Annotated in this window: 19 protein-coding genes; 7 read left to right on the top strand and 12 right to left on the bottom strand. The window is 60.1% G+C overall.

All coding sequences use genetic code 11. The features are described from left to right. The first annotated feature begins 224 nt into the window (after window positions 1–224). Complete coding sequence (locus BMY45_RS08435; RefSeq protein ID WP_092396541.1) at window positions 225–1,424, top strand: citrate synthase; 1,200 nt, start codon at window positions 225–227, stop codon at window positions 1,422–1,424. On the opposite strand, the gene BMY45_RS08430 is transcribed toward BMY45_RS08435, so the two are convergent. The 10 genes from BMY45_RS08430 to BMY45_RS08385 all read right to left on the bottom strand — a co-directional run bounded on the left by BMY45_RS08430 (window position 1,421) and on the right by BMY45_RS08385 (window position 14,341). Next, window positions 1,421–2,797 (bottom strand): MmgE/PrpD family protein, encoded by a 1,377-nt coding sequence (locus BMY45_RS08430; protein WP_177193321.1) that lies wholly within the window; start codon window positions 2,795–2,797, stop codon window positions 1,421–1,423. The genes BMY45_RS08435 and BMY45_RS08430 overlap by 4 nt on opposite strands. Window positions 2,798–2,880: 83 nt before the next feature. Beyond that, on the bottom strand, window positions 2,881–3,189 hold the full coding sequence (locus BMY45_RS08425) for a DUF4387 domain-containing protein (RefSeq protein ID WP_092396539.1): 309 nt from the start codon (window positions 3,187–3,189) through the stop codon (window positions 2,881–2,883). Further along, window positions 3,189–4,601, bottom strand: coding sequence for an acyclic terpene utilization AtuA family protein (locus BMY45_RS08420; RefSeq protein ID WP_092396537.1), 1,413 nt, complete (start codon window positions 4,599–4,601; stop codon window positions 3,189–3,191). Before BMY45_RS08420 ends, BMY45_RS08425 begins: the two co-directional genes overlap by 1 nt. A 310-nt stretch (window positions 4,602–4,911) precedes the next feature. Further along, entirely contained in the window at window positions 4,912–6,237 is a 1,326-nt protein-coding gene (locus BMY45_RS08415; RefSeq protein WP_092396535.1) for an NTP/NDP exchange transporter, read from the bottom strand. 70 nt (window positions 6,238–6,307) lie between these two features. Next, on the bottom strand, window positions 6,308–7,363 hold the full coding sequence (locus tag BMY45_RS08410; RefSeq protein ID WP_092396533.1) for an oxidoreductase: 1,056 nt from the start codon (window positions 7,361–7,363) through the stop codon (window positions 6,308–6,310). Between the two features lie 45 nt (window positions 7,364–7,408). Further along, the gene (locus BMY45_RS08405; RefSeq protein WP_092396531.1) at window positions 7,409–7,669 is read right to left on the bottom strand and encodes a DUF2790 domain-containing protein; all 261 of its coding nucleotides are present in this window, start codon (window positions 7,667–7,669) and stop codon (window positions 7,409–7,411) included. A 133-nt stretch (window positions 7,670–7,802) separates the two neighbouring features. After that, window positions 7,803–9,176, bottom strand: a complete 1,374-nt coding sequence (locus BMY45_RS08400) for a heavy metal sensor histidine kinase (protein WP_092396529.1) — start codon at window positions 9,174–9,176, stop codon at window positions 7,803–7,805. After that, window positions 9,176–9,880: a heavy metal response regulator transcription factor gene (locus tag BMY45_RS08395; RefSeq protein ID WP_092396527.1), complete on the bottom strand. Its 705-nt coding sequence runs from the start codon at window positions 9,878–9,880 to the stop codon at window positions 9,176–9,178. Before BMY45_RS08395 ends, BMY45_RS08400 begins: the two co-directional genes overlap by 1 nt. A 175-nt stretch (window positions 9,881–10,055) precedes the next feature. Further along, entirely contained in the window at window positions 10,056–13,154 is a 3,099-nt protein-coding gene (locus BMY45_RS08390; RefSeq protein WP_092396525.1) for an efflux RND transporter permease subunit, read from the bottom strand. Beyond that, window positions 13,151–14,341 (bottom strand): efflux RND transporter periplasmic adaptor subunit, encoded by a 1,191-nt coding sequence (locus BMY45_RS08385; protein ID WP_256244236.1) that lies wholly within the window; start codon window positions 14,339–14,341, stop codon window positions 13,151–13,153. Before BMY45_RS08385 ends, BMY45_RS08390 begins: the two co-directional genes overlap by 4 nt. 244 nt (window positions 14,342–14,585) lie before the next feature. Here BMY45_RS08385 and BMY45_RS08380 point away from each other — a divergent pair, with 244 nt between their 5' ends. The 3 genes from BMY45_RS08380 to BMY45_RS08370 are packed head-to-tail and all read left to right on the top strand — an operon-like array spanning window position 14,586 to window position 17,456. Further along, the gene (locus BMY45_RS08380) at window positions 14,586–15,407 is read left to right on the top strand and encodes a MipA/OmpV family protein (protein WP_256244238.1); all 822 of its coding nucleotides are present in this window, start codon (window positions 14,586–14,588) and stop codon (window positions 15,405–15,407) included. Continuing rightward, window positions 15,407–16,093, top strand: coding sequence for a response regulator transcription factor (locus BMY45_RS08375; RefSeq protein WP_092396523.1), 687 nt, complete (start codon window positions 15,407–15,409; stop codon window positions 16,091–16,093). The genes BMY45_RS08380 and BMY45_RS08375 overlap by 1 nt, the downstream gene beginning before the upstream one ends. Further along, the gene (locus tag BMY45_RS08370; RefSeq protein ID WP_092396521.1) at window positions 16,062–17,456 is read left to right on the top strand and encodes a sensor histidine kinase; all 1,395 of its coding nucleotides are present in this window, start codon (window positions 16,062–16,064) and stop codon (window positions 17,454–17,456) included. The genes BMY45_RS08375 and BMY45_RS08370 overlap by 32 nt, the downstream gene beginning before the upstream one ends. A 140-nt stretch (window positions 17,457–17,596) precedes the next feature. Here BMY45_RS08370 and BMY45_RS08365 read toward each other — a convergent pair whose 3' ends face one another. Continuing rightward, window positions 17,597–18,838 carry a thiolase family protein gene (locus BMY45_RS08365; RefSeq protein WP_092396519.1) on the bottom strand — a complete coding sequence of 414 codons (1,242 nt, stop codon included), beginning with the start codon at window positions 18,836–18,838 and terminating at the stop codon, window positions 17,597–17,599. A gap of 102 nt (window positions 18,839–18,940) precedes the next feature. Beyond that, window positions 18,941–19,873, bottom strand: coding sequence for a LysR family transcriptional regulator (locus BMY45_RS08360; RefSeq protein WP_092396517.1), 933 nt, complete (start codon window positions 19,871–19,873; stop codon window positions 18,941–18,943). Window positions 19,874–19,995: 122 nt separating this feature from the next. On the opposite strand from BMY45_RS08360, the gene BMY45_RS08355 reads away from it, so the two are divergent. Genes BMY45_RS08355 through BMY45_RS08345 form a run of 3 tightly spaced genes read left to right on the top strand, consistent with a single transcriptional unit; the run spans window position 19,996 to window position 23,461 of the window. Continuing rightward, the gene (locus BMY45_RS08355; protein WP_092396515.1) at window positions 19,996–21,708 is read left to right on the top strand and encodes a dihydroxy-acid dehydratase; all 1,713 of its coding nucleotides are present in this window, start codon (window positions 19,996–19,998) and stop codon (window positions 21,706–21,708) included. Further along, window positions 21,705–22,988: an aconitase X gene (locus BMY45_RS08350; RefSeq protein WP_092396513.1), complete on the top strand. Its 1,284-nt coding sequence runs from the start codon at window positions 21,705–21,707 to the stop codon at window positions 22,986–22,988. Before BMY45_RS08355 ends, BMY45_RS08350 begins: the two co-directional genes overlap by 4 nt. Further along, window positions 22,985–23,461: an aconitase X swivel domain-containing protein gene (locus BMY45_RS08345; protein ID WP_092396511.1), complete on the top strand. Its 477-nt coding sequence runs from the start codon at window positions 22,985–22,987 to the stop codon at window positions 23,459–23,461. The genes BMY45_RS08350 and BMY45_RS08345 overlap by 4 nt, the downstream gene beginning before the upstream one ends. Window positions 23,462–23,509 lie beyond the last annotated feature (48 nt).

The following is a 23,509-nucleotide window of genomic DNA, read 5'->3' as shown; positions in this document are numbered from 1 at the left end:
TTCGTCAACATCCAGCAAATGCTGGGGCAAAGGTGCCGGTGGCACGGCATCGAAGCGACACGAGGCAGATTTTTGATTCCCGCCTCCGTTGGGCCCTCCTGGTAGACCGGCTATTGTTCCCCCCATCGAAAGCACGGCGAAATGGATATCCTGGTAGACATTGACGCAAGGCGGGTATATTTAATGAATATGTACAAACCGCCATCAACCTGTTCGGATCCATCATGCCTGATCAAGAAGACCTTTACCTTTCGGCAGAAGAAGCGGCTGGAATGCTGGGGGTCAGCCTGCCAACGCTTTATGCCTACGTCAGCCGCAAGAACATTCGGTCCGTCAAGATCGCCAATACGCCCAAGCGGCGCTATTGGGCCGAAGACATCCAGCGCTTGGTGAAAAGCCCCGCGGGGCACGCGGCAAAGCGCTCGTCTTCATCGGACAGCGCCATTACCTTGATCACCGATGACGGGCTCTTCTACAGGGGGCACGACGTTGTCGAGCTCGCCGACCACGCCACGGTTGAGGAGGTCGCCGGATTGATGTGGCAGGTGCCATCGGCGTTCGGACCGTCGCTACCTCGCGCGCCGAAGGATAGCGCCAAACTGCTGAAGATCTATGAGCATATGTCAGCGCCGGAAAAGGCCATTGCGCTTTTCCCTCTGGTACAAAGGGAGAACCCCAAAGCCTTCGATCTTTCCATCGACAGCTATGCACGCACCGGCGCCGATGTCGTGAGATGGTTCGCCGCGCTGGTCGTGGGCGCGACCCAGCCAAGCACGCAGCCCTTGCACGAATTTATTACCCAGGCCTGCGGAGCCCCGCCGGCCCACGCCGATCTGATCAGGCGCCTTCTGATCCTCAGCGTCGATCATGAACTGGACCACGCCACTCACAGCGTTCGCGTTGCGGCAACGACCGGCGCCACCCCCTATTACGCGGCGATCGCAGGACTCGCGGCCGCCAGGGGGCATAAGATCGCCTATGGCAGAAACGAAGCCGCCAGCAGAATGATCGAGGAAATATGTACAGCCGCAGATCCCACCCAACCGATCTTGCAACGCTACAGCCAGGAGGGGCACATCATAGGGTTTGGCCCTAATGTCCACTCAATCAGGGACCCACGCGCGACCAACCTGATGAAGGCGTTGACCGCCGCCTTCGAGGGCGACAGTGAATTTGCAAAGCTACAGAAAGCTTTTTCCGTCGCCTCGGAACTCGTCGCCTACCCACCGGAGTTCATTCTCCTGGTGAGCTTCATCGGCAGAAAGCTTGGGTTGCACCGGCAGGAGATCGCACTGGCCGGTGTCGGAAGATTGATCGGCTGGATAGCCCATGCCAGCGAGCAATACAATCAGCATCATGACGCTCGCCCCCGCGCTCGTTACACGGGGACTCTGCCAAGAGCGACCCATCTCGCCAGTGACTAACCAGAGACGACCATGGCTGCAAACAGCGCTGTAAATTCGGATTGGTGTTGAAGTTCAGCAACATACCTCAGCACCTTGGCCTGTGCCGACTCATCAAGATGCGGTGAGGCCATCCTTCTGAATTTCCGTTCAAAATCGCTATCGGTCATCGGTGTTTCGACGGACCCAGGACCGCTGATCATCTCGCTCACGACGATTTCACCTGACACCAGCGTGACGCTGACCCGGTTGGCAAGATGACGCGGGAACAACGCGGTGAGCGCACCGTCCTCCACCACGGTGATCTTACCCATCAGAGCAATCACCGCGGGGTCAGCTATTTTTGCGGACGAATACGAGCCCAGGGTAATGTCACCGTCGAGCAGCGACCGGGCCACGTTGTAGGGCAAACTGTGGTCCGCCGTCTCCCGCGTCTTGGGCAACCATTTTTCAGGGGTGTCAGCCAACACTCGACGGTTGAACTCGGAGGTTTCGATAACGATGCAAGCGATATCGTCGAGATCGTCAATCCGAGCCCGTATATCCAGGGCTGCCCACACGGCGGTGTGCAACTCGCCGTTGGTGGGAAAGGTCTTGGTCAAGGAACGCCGTATAGCGTAATCACCATTTTCGGGCGTACCAAAACGATCCGTATCCAGGTCGAACGGGCCTGAGACCAATTTGAAAAAACCCATGTCACCCTCAAACACTGGCGACGGGCCTGTCATGCCGTGACGCGACAGTTGGGCAGCGAAGATCGCATTACGGGCAGCGTTTGCGGCCGAGCAGCCCTTCCAGTCCGACAGGGAGCCACTGCGAACCTGGCGCATGGCCAGATGAGCGCTCAACGCTATATTGATTGCCTGTTCGGTCTGCGCCACATCCAGCTTCATCAAGCTGGAAGCCGCCGCGGCCATCGCCACATTTATATAGTTGACGTGGTCCCAGCCGCGCTTGTTCAGACTGGCCGCGTCCTGCAGTCGCATCTGGATTTCATAGGCCAGCACAATGGCCGAAATGAGTTCTGCCCCAGTGGCCCCCTCAGCCTGTGCAAGCGCGAGGCAGGCTGGAATATTGTCACTCGGATGGCCCGGCTCCAGCCCCATGTAGCCGTCGTTGTAGTCCAGGAAACGCACCATCACGCCATTGGCAAACGCCGCGATCTCTGGCGTCGTTTGGATTGTTGTTCCGAATACGCTGGACGACTTCGCGGAATTGGCAGCGGCATAACACACGGCGGCATTCACAGGCCCCGCTCCGTAAGCGCCCAATATGCATGCCAGGCTGTCAATGAAGCGCTGTCGCACGAGCGCGGTGATTTCTTCAGGCAGACACTGATGCCTGAACTTATGCGCGTACTCTGCAAGTTGCAGCGCAATAGTCGTATCGCTCATGGTTGCCTCTGTTCTGTACAGGGGTTGGGTCTTCGCCGGTGACGGCGACGGCGTCACCTATTGCAAAGTGACGCGTGAGGTACTCAGTCCAGAACGACGTCGAGTAAACGCACATATTGCTGGCCGGCATGCATGTCACGCTCCACCATCCCGCCTTGCGGTGTAGCGCGCGGGTAGGAAATCTTGACCATTTCCAGGTCAGCCACGGGAATATGTTTTACCCGCGCCGGATCGGTGCCATAAAGCCTTGCGAATTGTGCCGATGAAAGTGCAGCACTTTGCGAGTAACGCTCGAAGTTTTCGCGTCCGTCAAAAAATATATCGAAGGTGATCCAGAACGGCCCGGCTTGTTTGGATCGAACATGCCGACATACATCACGTAATTTAACCATTATCCCAGCCCCTTCTCAGCCAATACCGATTTGCAAAGATCAACCCATTGAATACGTACCAACTCAAAGGGATCCTCCAACTGCACCACGTGGTTTAATTTGAACTCATAAATCTGGCCGCGGGGTATATCGGCCGGGGTGAAAGCAAAGCCGTAAGAAGGCAATTCCTTGCCCATTACGCTGGGGTAGTGAAAAAAGTAGGGATTGCACGCTTGGGCAATTGTATTGGCCATTTCTTGAGTCGCCGCAGTGGCGACAAATAGCATGCCTATTTCCGGCGGAGGCAAAGTTCCAACGGGGGGTTGTACGCCGGTGACGCCGTTCCAGCCGTACATTCGCAGAGAGATATGAAACTCGCCCAACTCCTGCGGCGGGATGGATTGACGTGTCCGGGTGTACAGGGCTTCTAACAGGCGGTCGTGAAACCCATCAATATCATTGAGTACATCGGGGTCCTGGATACCCACTAACATGATTGTCTGATAGAGACCGGCCGCGGCGCCCTCCAGCTTCATGGTGTAGGGCATCGTCTCCCATTCAGACCCTATGACACGAACGGCTCGCTCATTCAGCTTCTGGTAGCGCGCCTGTGAGACGTTGAGGATACCGCCCGGCTCCACCAAGCGAAACGGGTCGCTGTTCTCATAAAGCATGTGTGCAGAGACGCTATGGGGCGTGCACTGATTGTCTCTGCTTAATGGCTCAACGTCGAAACCCTGCGCATCAACACTGAGCAATATTCCCGAACCCAATGTCGGGTTAACGGCGCACTGGACACCACACTCCCCCGTTTTGCCGGCATGCCAGGACGGGCCCCAGGGCGCGCCCTTCCAGATCGGATAACAGGCGATTACAGCAGTATCGGTCGAACGCCCCGCCAAGATGATATCGGCGCCCGCCTCCAGCGCGGCGATGAACGGCTCCACGCCCAGGGCCGCCACAATGTGTTCACAGCTGTCCACCGTAGCGTCATCGAGCTCACCGTGAGGCGGGAGCGGTTTGATCCGCCCCTGTGCGTTCAACTTCTTTACGGTCTCCCTGTCCTGCTCACAATAGATGAGCGCAATCTTTGGCGTTACGCCCAACTCTCCTGCCACCTCCAGGACTATATCGCGCGTCCAGTCCAGGTTGAGATCACCACCGGCCTGCCCTGCCGTGCCGACAATTATCGGTACCCCGGACCACGCCTGCGCCTTCATTAATATCGTCAAGTCGCGTTTGACCGCCCCTCGGTTATTCTTCGACTTTCCAAGTGCGAGATAAGCGGCGCCGCTGTCGGTAGAACCGGCGTCCGTGGCAATTGCTTGCGCACCGGCCACCAGCCCATAAGTAATTTCTTCTTCACGAACGCCCGCGCCCAATGAACCACAAGGCACTATCACCTTGACGCAACCTTCAAATACCTGCCCCATACAACCCTCTTCCCATTCGCTTAGTCAGGCAATAATAAGGGCTGTAATCGTGCTGACAAGTGGACAGAAATTATCAATATAGGCCGGCCTTCCAATTGTCTATCGGGTGTTATTTCTGGCGTTCCCCACCATTAATTCGGCGACGGAAATATACTTTAGCGCTGTAACTCAACGCCGCTGAAAGTTCGTTTAACCCTGCACACTTCCCAAGATAGAACTTCAATTTTCGACGTGATCGAGCAACGCGATGAGCGGCATTGCTGATGATGAACAAGCACTCTCGCCGCGCGCCCCTCTTGCGCGCCTTGGGTTATGTTTCGACGGCGCTGGCGCTGGCACCCACGCCCAGCGCCTGCTGTCGATTGTCGGCACGCTGTCCCAGCTGCCAGCCCAGGTAGGCCCATAACAGCGCGCAACCGGCGCCAATCAGCGCCGCCAGGCCGCTGCCCTGCCCCAGCATGTCGAGCAGGCTCTTGGCCCAACCGCTCACGGCGTCACCCCCGCGATACACCACGGTGTCGATGAAGTTCTTGGCCTTGTATTTACTCTCGGCGTCCAAGGGTGCGAACAACATTTCCCGACCCGGTCGGACGAACGCGTATTCACCGATTCGTCGCACGATCATCAATGCTGCAAGCAGCGCAAAGCCGGGGGCCAGCGCAAGGCCGACGAACCCGATGCACATGAGCAGCGGCACGATCGCCAGCAACGCACGCACCCCCAACTTGGGCGCAATGCGTCCGGTGATGAACAACTGAGACACCAGGGCGCCTGCCTGCACGATGAAATCAATGGTGCCGAAAATCCGGACTTGCGCCTCGCGACTCGGGAAATGCTCGGCCACCAGGCGCGCCTGCTCGAAGTAGAGAAAGGTGGTGACCGTCGCCAATAGCACGACGAATCCGGCAATCCCCAACAGGTAGGGTGACCTGAGCACCGCCGTCAAACCGCTGAACGGGTTGCCCTGCAGTGGCTGCCTGGGGCTTTGCGTCGGTGCCGCACCGGGTCGACCAGCCCCGCCCTTCTCGCGCCAGCCCATCAACGCGCGCTTCAATATCAACGTGACACCGAGCAACAGGGCCGCCAGAAACATCAACCCCGATGCGCCGATGGCGTCAATCAGTGCGGCGCTCAGGGCCGGCCCCAGCAGCCCGCCGATGCTCGCGCCGGCCGCGATGAAAGCAAATAAACGCTTGGCCTGCTCACTGTCGAATACATCCGCCATCAGGCTCCAGGCCACGGACACCACGAACAGGTTGTAAACCGATATCCATACGTAAAAAGTCCGGGCCAGCCAGACACTGTCCGATTGAAACTCAAACAGTTCGACGAACATCAGCAAGTTGATCCCGAAGAAGCCATACACCCAATCGACGAGGCGCAGGCGCGGGACCCTTGAGCTGACCCAGGCAAACAGTGGAACGGCCGCCAGCATCACCAGGAAAGTCGCCGTGAACAACCATTGCAGGTTCTCCACGCCCGCCGCGATGCCCATCGATTCACGTATCGGGCGCAGCATGAAGTAGCCGGTGAAGAGGCAGAGAAACAACAAGAACCCGCACAGCGCCGGGCGCAGCTCATCATCACGGGCGTTAACGGCGTGGCTCAGCCGATGCAGGTAGGAAGGCGTACGCATGGAAACTCCTGGAAGGCGCAACAGGCCAGAGGGGCTGGGCACGGAACGGATTGCCGTGCCCAAGCGTTGATCAGCGGTAGGTAACGCCGGTCAGTTGCTCGGAGATGCTCCAGAGCCGTTCGGCATCTGCCTCATCGGTGGCGGCCGGCGGCATCCTGGCGAAGCCCAGCGGGCCGCGTTTTTCATCGTCACCGGTCGGCCCGTAATAGGCACCACCCACCGCCTCAGGCGCGGTGGCGGCATACAGAGTGGGCAACGCACCCTGTGCAGCTGAATGGTAGGCGTCGCGATCCTTGGCCCATCGCTGGCCGAACTCGCTGTTCAGACCCGGTCCACGCGCGACCAACTCGGTGACGGCGACGCCAGGGTGCGCAGCAATACTGCGAATGTCCCAATCTTCGGCCTCGCTGCGCTGCTGCAAGGCCAATGTCCAGTGGAGGATGGCCAGTTTGGATTGCGCATAAGCGGCCAGTGGCTGGTACTGCTGCTCGGCTTGCAAGTCGTTGAAGTTCATTGTTCCGCGAGCCGCGGCGATGCTTGACAGGCTCACCACGCGGGCGTCCTGGCTTTGACGTAACAACGGCACCAGCAAGCCGGTCAACGCAAAGTGCCCCAGGTAGTTGGTCGCCAACTGGAGCTCGAAGCCATCCGCAGAAACTCCCCGCTCAGGAGGCGCCATGACGGCGGCATTGTTGATCAACACATCCAGGCGCGGCAGTCTCTGGTTCAGACGCTGGGCCAGGTCGCGTACCGATGAAAGATTGGCCAGATCCACGGCCTCGAACTGCACCTTGGCGTCGGGTACGGACTGTTTGATTTGCGCAATGGCCTGCGCGCCCCGCTCCGGGTTGCGCGCAGCAATGATCACGTCGGCACCGGCGCGCGCCAGTGCCAGTGCGTCCTCGTAGCCCATGCCGCTCGTGCCGCCGGTGATCAGGACAATTCGACCTTTCTGGGAAGGCATGTCGCGGGTCGACCAGTCCGGTTTCGGCTCGGCGCGACTGGACGCATCGATACTGACCGCGCTGAGCAGCACGGCACCAACGGTGAGTGTTCGAGCCAGCTTCACCAGTCGGCTCAAATGATTCGATAGGCCAGTTTCGGTTGCTGCTGTTCTGATGCTCATGGTTTTAGCCCTTTATTTGGATGAAGAACCAGCACCGCCGGACGGTCACTGGAGCGTGCACACCTCAGACTGCTGCAGAAAGCTGACGCGCTTGGTGACCCCCTGGGTATTCACGTAGGTCATCTTGGCGCGCACGACCTCGCACACCTGCGACTTCGGTTCTTCAATGCGGATGACCCTGGCGATGTCCAGCGGCATGCCATATTCGTAGGCGGGAACATCGTTTTTTTCTTCGGCAAACAGAGGCAAACCGCTCAGAGTGATAAATGCCAGAAGACTGGCAATCGACACGTTTTGAATATTCATAGTGGACTCCACGACTGTCCTTACCGGGATGGTCGTAGCACTCTAAGGAGGGGCGACTGACGTCAAGGTGACTGCTGACTGACAGGAAGATGTCAAACACCGGCGAGCCACGCCGGGCATCGCGTGACGATGACTAGCGGGCTGCTTGGCTGATCAGGGAAAATCCAAAGGTATTGAAGCCATCCTTGCTGTGGGCGAACACTCGTCCACCGTGCATGGACGCTATTGCCCGCACAATGGACAGACCCAGGCCATGGTGCGCGTCGCTTCGCGCCCGGGCGACATCGGCGCGATAGAAGCGCTCGAACAAGCGCTGCAGGTGCACGTCGTCAATGGGCTCCCCGGCGTTGGAAACGCTCACCTCAACCTGCATGCCGTGGCTGACCAGATTCACCGTGATGGTGCTCCCCGGTACCGCGTAACGTGCTGCGTTGTGCAGCAGATTGGCCAGGGAGCGATGAAACAAGCGTCGGTCGATGCGCACGCACATGTCGCCTTCGATCGTCACGTTCAAATGTTTGTCGAGCAACACGGGCTCAAGGTATTCCACCGTCTTTGACGCCTCCTCGTAGAGCGAGACATCACTGAGCTCGGTTGCACGCTGCCCGCTTTCCGCACCCGCCAGGAACAGCATGTCATTGACGATGGTGCCCATGCGTTCAAGCTCTTCCAGATTCGATTGCAGCAGATCCTGAAGCTCAGCCACATCACGCCCGTGGGCCAACGCGACCTGGGTCTGCCCGATCAGGTTGGTCAGCGGCGTCCTCAGCTCATGGGCGACATTGGCATTGAACCCTTCGAGCTGGCACCAGGCGGCCTCCTGGCGAGCCAGGGCGCCGTTGAACGACACCGCCAGTTCCTGTAACTCGTCGGGCAGTGCCTCGGTGTCCAGTCGCTGCTTTGAATCACCCGGCGGCAGGCTGTTGGCCTGACGGCTCAGGCGCCTGACCGGCCCCAGGCCGAAACGCGCGATCCAATAACCCAGCAGCGCGACCAGTACCACGCCCAGCGCCGATGTCAGGATCAGCGTCTTGGTGAAATGGTCCAGGGTCTTCATGAACGGCGTTGAATCGAGCCCCACGATAAAGCGCAACTCCGGGCGATTACCCATGGCGGGGATGGTCTTGACTTGCAGCACCATGGGACGATCCCGTTCGGGTATCGCCATGCTGAAGAATCCATCCGGGCGCTTCGACCAATCCTGGCCGTCCGGCATCCCCCCGCCATAGCTGTAGGCCGGGTTGTCCACCAGGACCCAATAACGCACCCGCTCATCCGTGGGCGTCAGGCCGTCCAGCTTTTCACGCAAGCCGATCCAGAACGCCGGTGAATCGTATTTTGCGAGCACCGGATCAAGGACGGAATGACGCAGGATCAACTCGTTTTGCATCTGCTCTTCGAGCGATGTCTTCAAGGAACAGCGCAGCAGCGTCGCGCTGATCGCGGTGATCAGCATGACCGAAAGCGCAAACATCAGGGCGAGCCGCTTGGATATCGATCCTTTCATCATGACGTACCATTTTGTCTGCCGTCGGCTTCACGGCTTTCCAGTACATAGCCCATGCCCCGCACGGTATGCAGCAGTTTGCGCGAATAAGGCACATCGACCTTGGCCCGGACACGCTTGATCGCCACTTCGACGACGTTGGCATCACTGTCGAAATTCATGTCCCAGACCTGCTCGGCAATCATCATTTTGGAAAGAATCTCTCCTTGATGGCGCGCCAGCAGGCTCAACAGACAAAACTCCTTGGCCGTCAGATCCAGCCGCAGGCCGGCCCTGGTCACCTTGCGCGCTTGCAGGTCGACCTCCAGGTCGTCGATGCGCAGATGGGTCAGGTCAGCCGAGTCTGCGGTGCGCCGACGGATCAATGCCTGGACGCGGGCGACCAGTTCGGCAAAGGAAAAGGGTTTGCTGAGATAGTCATCAGCGCCTTCGCGCAATCCGCGAACGCGATCATCCACCGTGCCCCTGGCCGACAACATGATGACCGGGGTTTTTTTCTGCAGGCGCAAGCCCTCCAGTACGCCATAACCGTCCTTGCCCGGTAACATGACATCAAGGATCACGACGTCATATTCCATTTCCAACGCGTAATGCAGCCCATCGATACCGTTACTCGCCACATCAACAATGTAGCCGAGCTCACTCAGGCCACGATGCACATAGGAGGAAGTCTTTTCTTCGTCCTCGACGATGAGCAGGCGCATCAGGTAACTCCTCTCGGGAAGCGGGACAACCGGGCAAACAGGAGCCCGGTTTGGGTTATTTTTGCACACGACCTGCAAAGTAGCCTGTAGCTACCCTCCGCCAGTCTAGACAATGAAGGTGTCCGCAAACTGACCGTTTCCTGACATTTTTGTCAGAATCGGCTGACAAGCTTGTTCAAAGGCCTGTAGAGGTGGCCCGCTCGGATCCCTTGCGGGTGTGTAGATGGATCCATTGCTGGACATCATCCAGGCAAGTAAACACCACCGGCACCACCAGCAGACTCAGCAAAGTCGAGGTCACCAGCCCACCCATCACCACGATAGCCATGGGCGATCGAAAACTCGGATCGGCGCCCCAGCCTAGCGCGATTGGCGTCATGCCCGCCCCCATTGCCATTGTCGTCATGATGATCGGTCGGACCCGCTTGCTACACGCATCGATGATCGCTTCCCAGCGATCCAGGCCATGGTGACGGCGTGCCAGAACGATGTAGTCGATCAGCAGAATCGAGTTCTTCGTCGCAATGCCCATCAACATGATCAGCCCGATCATCGATGGCATTGATAACGCCGACTGGCTGGCGAAAAGCGCCAGGATCGCACCAGGGACGCAAAGTATGAGTGCGACGAGGACAGTCAGCGGTTGCACGAAATCCTTGAGCAACAGCACCAGCACCATGTAGATGCACAACACGCCCGTGAGCATGGCGATACCGAAACCCGAGGCAAGCTCGCCCATTGCTTCGGCATCCCCCCTGGCAGTCTGCACAACACCCGGCGGCAGGTCCCGCAAGCTCGGCAGGGAAAGCACAGCCTGCTCGATGTCACCCAGCGGCTGGCCGCTCGCCTCGATTTCGAAATTGATGTTGCGCATGCGGTCGTAACGCACTATTTGCGCCGAGCCACTGCCGATTTCGAGGGTCGCAACGCTTTCCAACGGTACAGGGCCACGCGCGCCGGGTACCGGCAGACGCTTGAGTATTTCGATGTCCTGACGAGCGGCAGCGGACAGGCGCACGACAATCGGCACTTGCCGCTCGCTGAAATTGAGCTTGGCCAGTTCCTGATCATAATCACCAAGCGTTGCAACGCGCAGCGTGTCAGCGATGTCTGCCGATGTGACGCCAAGGTCGGCTGCGCGCGCAAAGTCGGGCCGCACAACCAATTCAGGACGTAGCAGGCTGGCGGTCGAGGTGACCGCGCCAATAATCTGCGGGAGGGTTCGCAACTCCCGCTCCACCTGCTGCGCGTGCCGGGCGAGCGCAAGCCCATCCTCACCGGCGAGGACAAGCAGGTAGCTTTCCGACTCGTCCATGGCGACCTTGACGCGCGCGCCGGGAAGGATGGCAAGTGCCTCACGAAGCTGGTTTTCGATCTGCTGCCGGGTCAGCCCTGGTCGCTCATTGCGGTGCGTCAGTTCAAGCGTCAAGACGGCCGTACGCACATTGACGCCAGAACTGTCGGCGTGCTCGGTCGGGCCGGCTCCAGCATTACCAGCGCCGATGGCGGTATAAACCTTCTTCACATGCCGGTTTTGCTCGGCAATCCCTCGCGCCCGTTCGGCAAGCAAGAGCGTGTCATCGAGCTTGCTACCGGGAGCGAGCGTCAGCGTCACTTGCGTTTGCCAGTCGTCGTCGGGAGGGATGAAGGTGCTCGGCAGCAAGGGTACAAGCAGCAGCGCGCCGACAAAAACCAGCGCCGCGGTGGTGAGCGTCAATGCGCGATGGCCCAGGCACCAGCGTACCCAGCACAGATACACGCTCACCCATCGTGACTGCTGGCGGGGTGGGTGCTTCGGTGTACGAAGCAGGTAGGCTGACATCATCGGCGTCAGCAGGCGAGCCACTACCAGGGAGAAGAACACAGCGGTCGCCGCCGTCCAGCCGAATTGAACGAAGAACTGACCGACCGTGCCGCTCATGAAGGCGGTGGGCAGGAATACGGCAATGAGCGTGAACGTCGTGGCGATCACCGCCAAGCCGATTTCGTCGGCAGCGTCCATGGCCGCCTGATAGGGTTTCTTACCCATCTGCAGATGGCGGCCGATGTTCTCGACTTCGACGATGGCATCGTCCACCAGAACGCCGATCACCAACGACAGGGACAGCAGCGTTACGGTGTTGAGGGTGAACCCCATCCAGTGCATCACGGCAAATGTCGGTATCACCGAGAGTGGCAAGGCGACCGCCGAAACGAACGTCGCCCGCCAGTCCCGCAGAAACAGGAACACCACCAACACCGCAAGCGCTGCGCCCTCGTAGAGCAAATGCAGCGACCCGTCGTAATTCTCGATCACCGGATCGACAAAGTTGAACGCCTGAGCGATGACGATACCGGGATACTGGGTAACGAGCGTATCGAGCGCTGCGCGTACCCCCTTGTCGACCTCCACTTCGCCAGCCCCTCTTGCGCGGGCAATTTCGAAGCCGACCACCGGCTCGCCATTCAGAAGCGCGGCCGAGCGTGGTTCGGCGACGGTATCGGAAACCGTGCCGACCTGGTCGAGCCGGATACGCCGGCCATCGTTCAAAGTGATCTCAAGCGCGGCAACCTCTTGCGCCGACTGCACAGTGGCAAGGGTGCGCACTGTCTGCTCGGCCCCGCCCAGGTCGACCCTGCCGCCCGATGCCTCTTGCTGGACGCGGCGCAGTTGGCGAGAGATGTCCAAGGCCGAGGTGTTTAGCGCCAGCAGGCGAACCGGGTCCAGATCGATGCGTATTTCCCGGGTTACACCACCAACGCGTGTGACGGCACCGACCCCGGGAACCGCCAGCAAGGTTTTGCTGAGGGTGTTGTCAACAAACCACGACAGCGACTCCGCATCCATGTGGCTTGCCGAAACCGTGTAGGTCAGGATCGGAGAGCTGGCAAAGTCGACTTTTCTGATCACCGGGTCGCGCAGATCGGCTGGGAGATCGGCCCTTACCCGTGCAACCGCGTCGCGCACGTCGTCGAGCGCTTCCTGCAGCGGCTTCTCCAAACGAAACTCGACCGTGACTTGCGCATTGCCATCCGTCAACGTGCTCTGGATGTGCTTGACGCCCTGCACCGTCGCCAGGGAGTCCTCGATCCTGCGGGCGACATCGTTCTCCAGTTGTACCGGCGAAGCCCCTGGCAGCTCGAGCGAGACGGTGACCATGGGAAAATCGATGTCGGGGAAGTTCTGGACCTTCAACGCCGAAAATCCCATCAGGCCTGCAAAAGTCAGCAAGATAAACAACAGGATTGACGGCGTCGGATTGCGGATCGCCCACGACGATGCATTAAGGCTCATGGCGCGCTCCGGCTTGCTTCGCTGACGACAACCGAACCGGAAGCGGATGCTGCTCGCGCCGGGTCCACGGCGGGCGGTTCCTGGACGACCCGGACCTGATCGCCGTCGCTGAGAAAGCCAACACCGGCCACGACCACCTGGGCCGTCGCATCGATCCCGCCGCTGATTGCGATGCGCTCCCCGGCGCGCGGCCCCACCGTCACCCGCTTCTGGATAACCCTGGATGCCGCCCCTACTTGCCATACATAACTGAAACCGTCGCGTTGCAACACGGCGCTCTGCGGTAATGTCAGCAGGCGCGCCACACCCAATTCGAAGTCGCCCTGAGCAAACATGCCGGCACGCGCCGCGCCGTCCGCAGGCAGGTCGACGAACACCAACCCGTTGCGAGTTTGCATATCGACTATGGGCGCGACCTGTCGCAGCGTGCCCTCAACCGGCGCGCCGCTGGCGAGGGTCACCCGTGCCAGCTGACCCGGCTTGAGTTTCACCAGCTCAGCTGCCGCGACTTCTGCGCGCCATTCAAGCCGCGCGTTGCGAATCAAACGAAACAGCTCTTCCCCGGCAGGCAGTACGGCGCCAACCGTTGCGCTGCGAGCCGAAATCACGCCGTCGTCGGGCGCCAACACCCGAGTCTGGGCGAGGCGCAGGCGTTGCACCCTCTCCACTGCCCTGCTCGCGTTGAGTCGCGCCTGAGCCCTACGCTCTGCCGTCACATACTGCTGAACCTGCTGGGCCGACAGCGCACCGCCGTCTTGCAACGCCCGGGCACGCCGGGCGTTAGCGGCGGCTTCAGCGAGTGTCGCCCGCGCTTCGGCGCTGGCGGCGCGACTCTGCGCAAGCTCGGCGGCCACGGTGTCGGATGCGAACACGGCGAGCACCTGGCCACGCCGAACCAGGTCGCCGACATTCACATTGACCTCGGCCAGTCGCAGGCCATCCGCCTCGGTCCCGATACTCGCTTCCTGCCACGCCATGATGTTGCCGTGTGCGCGGACCCGGATCGGTAGCATGGCCGGCTGGAGCGTCGTGACGGTCACCGTGAGCGCCGGCCTGGACGACGTTTGCACCTTGGCGCTGTCGAGCGTCTCACCCGCAGATCCGATCGCCAGCGCTGTCATCACACCCATGATCGAGCAAAGCGTCGTCACCACAATCAGTAAGGCGTGCCGTGTTTTTCTTTTCATGGAGATCGAATTCCTGCGCAAGGTATCGCGTGATCGCAACGCTCGCGGGGTGCTGGTCGGCGCGTCGGGCGCTGAAGCGTCACACTCCCATTGGCGTGGTTGCCTCGGGGTGCCCACTATCGGATAGGGAATCTTTCGCGATGCTTACCAGCCAGAGAATCGGTGTCGGTTGATGGGTAAGTGTCCAGTAAGAAGAACTTTTCGACGATAGGGTCGTTTTCATCCTATTGATCTGGAGAACCCCATGCATTGCACGCCCCTGCCAACCTCTAAAGCTGCAAGTGCAACCCGGCTGACCGCCACCTCGTCAGCCTTGGTGCTCGGTCTGTGCTCATCCATGACCGTCCTCGCCGCTGAGTCGGCAAACGCCGAGCCCTCTTCATCCTGGGGCCTTGGCATGGGGGCGGTCAGCAGCCAATCGCCGTACAAGGGCGTCGACCGTGAAAGTCAGGCCATCCCGTTGATCTACTTTGAAAATGACTACGTGCGCGTATTCGGCCCTACCGCCGAGATCAAGCTGCCGGGTTTCACTATCAACGACTCCCAGCAACTGGATCTGAGCATCGTCGGTGAATACGATTTCAGTGGGTATGACGACGACGATGCCCGTTTCCTGGATGGCATGAGTGACCGTAAAGGTGGCTTCTGGGCTGGCGCCAAGGTGCAGTGGCGCAACCCGCTGGCCGATGTCAGCGCCCAGTGGCTGGCGGACGTATCGGGCAACAGCAAGGGCCAGCGTTTTACCCTGGGTCTTGAGAGATCCTGGCAATGGGCTGAGCACCTCACGCTCACGCCGCGAATGGCGGCGATATGGCAGGACCAAAAGTACGTTGATTACTATTTTGGCGTTCGCGAAAGTGAAGCTCGCATTGATCGAGCAGCCTATGATGGAAAATCCGGCCTCAATACCGAACTGGGCGTTCGTGGAAACTATATGTTCGATGACCATCACTCCGTATTCCTTGACATCAAGGCCACGAACCTCGCCGATGAGATCAAGGACAGCCCGCTGGTAGACCGTTCTACCGAAAACAGCGTGCTCTTCGGCTACCTGTACCGCTTCTGATGAGTCGTATTCTGCTGGTCGAAGACCACGAGCGATTGGCGCATCTGGTGTGCAAAGGCCTGGCGAGCGCCGGCATCGCCGTCGATGTGGTCAATCGCATCGATGGCGCGTGGGCGGCTATCGGGCGGGTCCCCTACCAGGCACTGATTCTTGATCGCGGCTTGCCGGACGGCGACGGGCTCGTCCTGTTGCAGCGCTTGCGCAACGCCGGGCTTGGCGTGCCCTGCCTTGTCCTCACGGCGCGCGACGCACTGCATGACCGTGTCGCAGGCCTGGATGCTGGAGCAGATGACTATCTGCCCAAGCCGTTCGCCATGGATGAGATGGTCGCGCGAGTGCGGGCGTTGCTAAGGCGTCCGGTGGACTGTCGTCCACTCGCGCCGAGTCATGGTGACCTGAGCCTGCAACCCGATACCGGCGTCATGAGCTGTGCCGGCCAAAGCATTCCTCTGGCGCCGGCGGAAATGCAGATCATGCTGTTGCTGTTGCGAAAGCCAGGGGAAATCGTGCGGCGCACCGCGATAGAAGCGGCAGGCTGGGGCTTGAGCGAAGCCGTGACGCCTAACGCCCTGGATGTGGCCCTTCACCGGATCCGCCGCAAGCTGCTTGCCATCGGCTCCCGCCAACGAATCATCAATCTCAGAGGTCTCGGTTATGCCCTTCGTCAAGAAGACGTGGAGCAATAGCATCAGCTTCAAGGTGCTGCTCGCCTACGTGGTCGGCGTGGGGTTGAGCATCCTGCTGATTGCGTTGGGAGCGCTCGCGCTTATCACGTCCAAGAGCGATATCTTGTTGACCACCGACGTCGCCGAGCGCACCCAGGATCTGGCCGGCAAGCTCCAGTTCGATGCCACTGGCCGACCCATCGGATTCGACAGCACTGAGAGTGACCGAATCTGGACCTTCGATAGTCTGAGGCGGGAAATCGGCCACCGCGTGCTGGACTCAACGGGCAAGGTGGCCCTGACCTCCACCGACGCGACGTTTTGGTCTTCAGTGGCAACGGCTCCTCCATCGCAGCAGCCGAGATTCAAGTTCGAGCGTGAAGGCATCGTCATGTACGCCGCCACCGCGGCTGTCGAGCATCAAGGCAAGACCTGGTATCTGCAATTTGCTGCCAGCGAGAGGCTCATGGATTTGCTCCATGGAGGATTTGCCTGGCCATTCATGGGGGCCGGGATCGCGCTGTTCAGCCTGGTGCTGCTGTTCGTCTTCGGCGCCTGCGCTTATTTCACGTTGGGCTACACCCTCAAACCCTTGCGTGAAGCGTCGGAGTCAGCGGCTGCCATCTCCCCTCGTTCCCTGCACTCGCGGTTGCAGGTCAAAACCGTGCCGTCCGAGGTCGAGCCGCTGATCACCAGCTTCAACCAGGCGCTTGCGCGCCTGGAGCAAGGTTATCGTATCCAGCAGGAGTTCCTTGCAACCGCAGCGCACGAGTTGAAAACACCGCTGGCGCTGATTCGCGCGCAAATCGAACTGATGCAAGACCATCACCCCCGCAACGCCCTGCTCAATGACGTGGCGCATATGACCCGGCAAGTCCAGCAACTGCTGCTCCTGACCGAAGCCAGTGAGGTTCAGAATTACAGTTTTGCCACGGTGGAAATCGCCGGTGTCGCCAAGGAAGCCTGCGGCTATCTGCAGCGTATGGCCGAGGCCGTCGACGTACGTCTTGTTCTGATTGACGAGACGCCCGCCGGCGGCCAATGGCAGGCCGATCGAAGCGCACTCTTCACGTTGCTCAAGAATCTGCTGGAAAATGCCATTCAACACGCCCCCCGAGGTACTGAGGTCAAGGTGCACGTCAGTGCGGATACACTCAGGGTGCGCGATTGGGGGCCGGGCGTTGATCGCGAGCAATTGCCGCACTTGTTCACGCGCTTCTGGCGCGGGCCGCATCGCCGTGACCATGGCGCAGGACTTGGCCTGACGATCTGCCAGGAAATTGCACGGGCCCATGGTTGGATGCTGTCTGCAAAGCGAGCCGAGCCGGGCCTGCTGTTTGAGTTGTCTTGGCCGGAGCGGTTGGATGCCCCTGCCCGGCTTTGAGTACCCGCGCTCGTGCGAACACCCCGCCCTCGCCCCTCAGATAAACGCCAGGGCAGCCCGTGCATCCACGACAGCAGCCAACATCAGTCACCTCGTCAGAGTATAAAACGGCCCGCCCCCCACTCAGGGCGGGCAGCAACTCAGTTGTGATAGGTCGGATTCTCGATCAACAGCGCCATGCCCTGGCCACCGCCGACACATGCCGCGGCTATCCCGTAACGCAGATTGTGCTGACGCAACTGCCTGGCCAGGGTCATGACCAACCGCAAGCCGGTAGCAGCCAGTGGATGCCCGACCGCCAAGGAGCCACCCTGGACGTTGAGCCGGGTCTGATCCAGTTCCAACTCCTGCGCGACCGCCAGTACCTGCGCCGCCTGGGCTTCGTTGATCTCGAAACGACCAATGTCATCAAGACTCAATCCACTGCGTTGCAGCAACAGATGAATCGCGGGTGCCGGGCCGATGCCCATGAACTCAGGCGCCACCCCGACCACCGCGCTGGCCAGCAAGCGAGCCAGGGGCCTACGCGTGCAGGCTGAGCCCCGTCCTACCAGGGCCGCCGCTGCGCCATCGACGACCGCGCAGCTGTTACCGGCGGTTTGTACGCCACCCACATGTAACGCCCGCAGGCGCGACAGCGCCGAGAAGTCAGTGGGTCGTGGATGGCTGTCCTGGGTGACGAGACTGGTGCGGCGCGGCAGCTTGATGCCCCTTGGCTGATAGCCTTCCAGTTCGAACACCTGGTTATCGATGGGTACGATCTCCTCACACCAGGCGCCTTCGCGCTGTGCCTGCAAGGCTCGCTGATGGCTGTCGCAAGCATAGCGGTCCACCGCCTCGCGACACAGATCATAGCGTCGCGCCAGGTTGTCGGCGGTGGCGATCATATCCAACCCGGGGGCCGGGTCGTACAGGGCTTCCCAGAGAAAATCCTTGAATTGCACCCCGCCACCGAGACGAAAGCCATCCCGGTGTGTGTAGGCGGCAATCGGATTGCGTGACATCGACTCACTGGCCACGCATAAGGCTAATTGAACGCCATCACGCAACTGTTCAGCAGCCTGGCGCAACAGTTCAAAGCCGGTGGCGCAGATGCGCTGCACCCCCAGCGCAGGAACCGTTTGCGCCACGCCGCTGTACAACCCGATGTGCCGCGGCAATAAATAGGCATCAAAGCTGGCTTGGGCCATGGAGCCGGCCAGCACGCTGTCTACGGCCAGAGGATCGATGCCGGCCCGGGCCAGCACCTCCCGACCGACCTTGATCCCAAGATCGATAGGCGAAACCTGAGCCAAGGCTCCTCCAAGATCAACCCAGGGGGTGCGCACCGCATCGAAAATGGCCACATCGACAAAAGCGGAATATTGCCCTGCACTGCTCATGCCCTGAGTTCCATGGTTTTTGCTCTCTCTTTGCGCACTTGAAGGTGAGCAAAAACCTAACCCGTCATTTTAGTTAATTCAAGAAACAATTATTCAAATTAACTAAATATGCTTCGGGTCGGTGGGTGAGAAGTCGTCGAGCAGTTCGATGAAGGATTGTCGCAACCAGCGGTTGGCCGGGTCATGATGGAAACGCGTATGCCAGTAAAGGTGTATGTCGTATCCGCAAATATCCCATGGCAGCGGCACCAGGCGCACATCGGTGATGTCGGCAAACCTCCGTCCGACTGCCAAGGGTACAGTGGCGATCATGTCAGATTCGGCCACCAGAAATGGCACGCCCATGAACCGTGGCAGGCTGAAACGCACCCGACGGGTGATGCCGTGGCTTGCCAGCTCACGATCCAGTCCGCTCATTCCACGCCCGTCAGGCTGGACCGCGACATGCAATGCGCTCTGGTATTGCTCGGCGCTCATGCTGTCACCGATGGTCGGATGATCGCGACGAACGATGCAGACAAACGAATGGCGATACAACGCACGATGCCGGATCGAGGTATTGAGCAAGCGCGGAAAATAACCGATTGCCGCGTCCACCTCGCCGGCATCCAGCCCCTCCTCCAACTGCTCCGAGGACAACGCCAGGGTACGAATTTTTAAATGCGGCGCTTTACTGTCGAGCATTCGCATCAATCTGGGCAGAAACACCATCTCACCGATATCCGACATGCACAGCACCAATTGGCGCTCGGAGTGTTCGGCAACGAAACCGGTGGAAGGCAACACCTCGCTGCTGACCATCTCCAGGATCCGTTGCACCGGCTCGGCGATCTGCAGGGCCCTCGCCGTAGGTTGCATGCCACGTGACGTGCGAATGAACAATGGGTCATCGAACAGCGTGCGCAACTTGGACAACGCGAAGCTCATGGCCGGCTGACTGAGCCCCATGAGATCACCGGCCAGGGTCACGCTTTGCTTTTTGCGCAGCGCATCGAAGACTTTCAGCAGGTTGAGATCGACGTCCTTGATATCCATATTTTGGATTTTATCTATAAGTAAAATAAGGTTTTCGGATTCTAGGTCGAAGCCTAGACTCGGTACAAGATCGTTAAGGTAATTAACCGAATCGACCTCTAATAAAAACAACGGAGCGAATCATGCCCAAGAAGCTACGCAGTAATTTCCCCTACGGATCCTACTTGTGGGCTGTGCGTGCCGCCCAGTGGCGCGCCTTGGGAATTGAGGAGAGCGAGCTGGAAAAACCGAAAATCGCCATCGTGAATTCGTCGTCGAACCTGGCGATCTGCTTCAGTCATCTGGACGGGATCGCTGCCACCCTCAAGCAATCGGTACGCGATGCCGGTGCGCTGCCCTTCGAAATTCGTACCGCCGCGCCCAGTGATTTCATCACCGGTGCCGGTGCGGGAGGAGCCTATATGCTCGCCGCCCGAGACCTCATCACCAATGATATTGAAGTAGCGGTCGAAGGTGCTCAGCTCGACGGCATGATCTGCCTGGCCTCTTGCGACAAAACGGTACCCGGCCAATTGATGGCTGCCGCCCGGTTGAACATCCCGACGCTGATCGTCGTGTGCGGGTATCAGCCAAGCGGCGAATATAAAGGCCAGCACGTCGATATCGAAGATGTCTTCATCAGCTCCATGCACGTGGTCACCGGCAAACTGCCGGTCGAGGAACTGGCCGGCATGGCACGCAATGCCATCAAGGGGCCCGGGGTCTGTTCGGGCATGGGCACGGCCAACTCCATGCACCTGGTATGTGAAGCCCTGGGCATGGCCTTGCCCGGCAGTTCCCCTATTGCAGCGAATAGCCCGCAGATGTTCGATTTCGTTCACCAGGCAGGCAAGCGCATCGTGGAAATGATCGAGGAGGATCTGAAGCCTCGCGACATCCTGACGCCTGCTGCGTTTGCCAACGCCGTTGCGACCATTCTCGCCGCGGGAGGCTCGGTCAACACCATCAAACATATGCAGGCGGTGGCGGCTGAAGGTGGCATTGACGTAGACGTGTACCAACTCTTCAGGGAACTGGGGAAAAAGATACCGGTGCTGGTCGGCGTACGACCCGTGGGCGAACACAGCATTGAGCAAATGGAAGCGGCAGGTGGTGGCCGCGGGCTGCTCAAGCGCCTTGAGCCGTTGCTGCACGGTGACGTGCTGACCGTGACCGGCAAAACCCTCACGCAAAACCTGGTGGGGGTAACCGTCAGTGACGACGAGGTGATCCGCCCGTTGCACACCCCATTTGCCACCCAACCGGCCATCGTGATGCTGCGCGGCAACATTGCGCCGCAGGCCGGCATCGTCAAATACGGCATCGACCCACACAAGCCACGCCGGTTCAAGGGCCCCGCGATCTGCTTCGAGCGCTCCGCCGATGCCATCCAGGCATTGCAGGACGGACGCATTCAGCCCGGCCATGTCGTGGTCATGCGTGGTTCCGGCGTCCAGGGCGGTCCGGCCATGGGCGGCGGTGCCTCGAAGGTCGTGTTCGCCATTGACGGGGCCGGGCTGGGTGACCACGTGGCAATGCTGACCGACGGTCACCTTTCGGGGCTGGTGTGCAAAGGTTTGGTCGTGGCTGAGGTGGCTCCCGAAGCAGCCGTCGGTGGCCCCCTCGCACTGGTGGAGGACGGCGATATCATCGATATCGACCTGGATCTCAACACCCTTGACGCCGATATCAGCGAAACCCAAATGCACGCCAGACGCGCCCGCTGGCTGCCTGCACCCTCCCAGTTCGGTGGTGGCTGGCTGGATATATATCGCCACAATGTGTCCTCCATGGAACACGGTGCGGTGTTGATAAAGCCCCTGGACATCACCCCTCCCGGGGAGAAACCGCAATGAAGTTGCGCGACGACGAAAAAGCCATGCTCGCTGGCGATCAAGGTCCGGCGGTGCAAAAAGCCATGGATTTACTGGTGCGCTATGGCGCAGCCCTGGATGCGGAGTGTCTGGTGGATACGCGAAATGTGGCCGGTACCATCGGCGCCACCACGCCCTTTCTGCGTCAGTACGCAGATCAAAATGGCGGTATGGATGCAGTGTTCAGCGAGTTCAACCTCGACAGCGCCGAGTGGGTCAAGATTCCTCCGGTCAAGGTCTCGAGCAGCCACCTGCAGCAAGGCATCGACCCCCGGCACGCTGTACGCCAAGGCGTCTCGCAAGACGTGGTCCGCATCTATGAAACAGGACAGGCCTACAGCAGTGGTCTGGGGGTCCAACCCTTGAATACCTGTACGCCTTATCAGGTCGGCAACGTGCCGGTAAAGGGCGAACACTGCGCATGGATGGAATCCTCTGCGGTGATCTATATCAACTCGGTACTCGGCGCCCGCACCAATGCCGAAGGCCGGGAAAGCACGGGCGCGGCGATGCTGACCGGCAAGATCCCCTATTGGGGCCTGCACATCGAGCAGAACCGTCGCGGCACTCACCTGATCCAGCTGGACATAGACGTCAGTACCACGGCTGACTGGGGATTGCTCGGCTACTGGGTCGGTGAACAGGTGCAGGACCGCATCCCGGTCATCCAGGGCTTGAGTCACCAGCCCAATCTGGCTCGCCTCAAGCATTTCGGGGCGGCGGCGGCCTCCAGTGGCGGGGTGGAAATGTATCACCTGGTTGGGGTGACACCTGAAGCCCAAACCCGCGAGCAGGCGTTTGGCGCGTCCCCGCCCCTGGCCACAATGCGCTTCGGCGAGGCCGAGCGGCGCTGGGCCTATGAGCAAGTCAATATCACCGCGCGTGATGACGAGATTGACTTCGTGATGCTCGGTTGCCCGCACTACAGCCTCGAACAACTCTGGGAGGTCTGCCAATTGCTGGAAGGCCAACGCCTGAGTCCGAATACCGAGCTCTGGATATTTACGGCGGCGTCGATCAAACAACTGGCCGATGTCGCCGGCTACACCCGCATCATCGAACAGGCCGGCGGGCATCTGATGACCGATACCTGCTCGGCCATTGGCAAGGTGGTTCCCACGGGCACACGGGTGGCGGCAGTCGATTCGGCCAAACAGGCGCACTACCTGCCTGCGATCATGGGTATCCAGACCTGGTTCGGTAGCACCGCCGAGTGCGTTCAGGCCGCCATTGAGGGCCGTTGGAAAGGAGTATTGAGATGAGTACAACCTTCACCCTCACCGGCCGCAAGGTCGTAGGCGGCTGCTTCGAAGGCGAAGCCCTGGTGACCCGGGACCGCATCTCTGGCTGGGGCGGTATCGACCCGCGCACCGGCACCGTCATCGAGACCCGTCACGAACTCAAGGGCATCAGTTTCGCCGGCAAAGTGCTGGTATTTCCCGGCGCCAAGGGCTCGTCCGGCTGGTCCTCGCAGTTCCATATCGCCCGTCTCGCCGGCGTAGCCCCGGGCGCCATGCTGTTCAACGAAATGACCGCAAAAATGGGCCTTGGCGCCGTGGTCGTCCATGCGCCGGCCATGACCGACTTCACAGAGGATCCATTGAGCCGTATTCAAACCGGGGATTGGGTCCGAGTCGATGCCGACGCTGGGACCGTTGAAGTGACCCCGCGTCAACGGCAAACCGATCCGTCGCAACACCCGACCGGGTCGCAGCGAACGCGGGCGCCGTCGTAAGCGAAATCTGCCAGCCGCAACAACCGCTCCCGTGACCTTTGGTCATCG

The organism is Pseudomonas sp. NFACC39-1 (genome assembly GCF_900110355.1).
Classification (GTDB): domain Bacteria; phylum Pseudomonadota; class Gammaproteobacteria; order Pseudomonadales; family Pseudomonadaceae; genus Aquipseudomonas; species Aquipseudomonas tehranensis.
The sequence above is the reverse complement of the archived record's forward strand: the minus strand, read 5'-3'. Positions and strand labels throughout refer to the sequence as shown.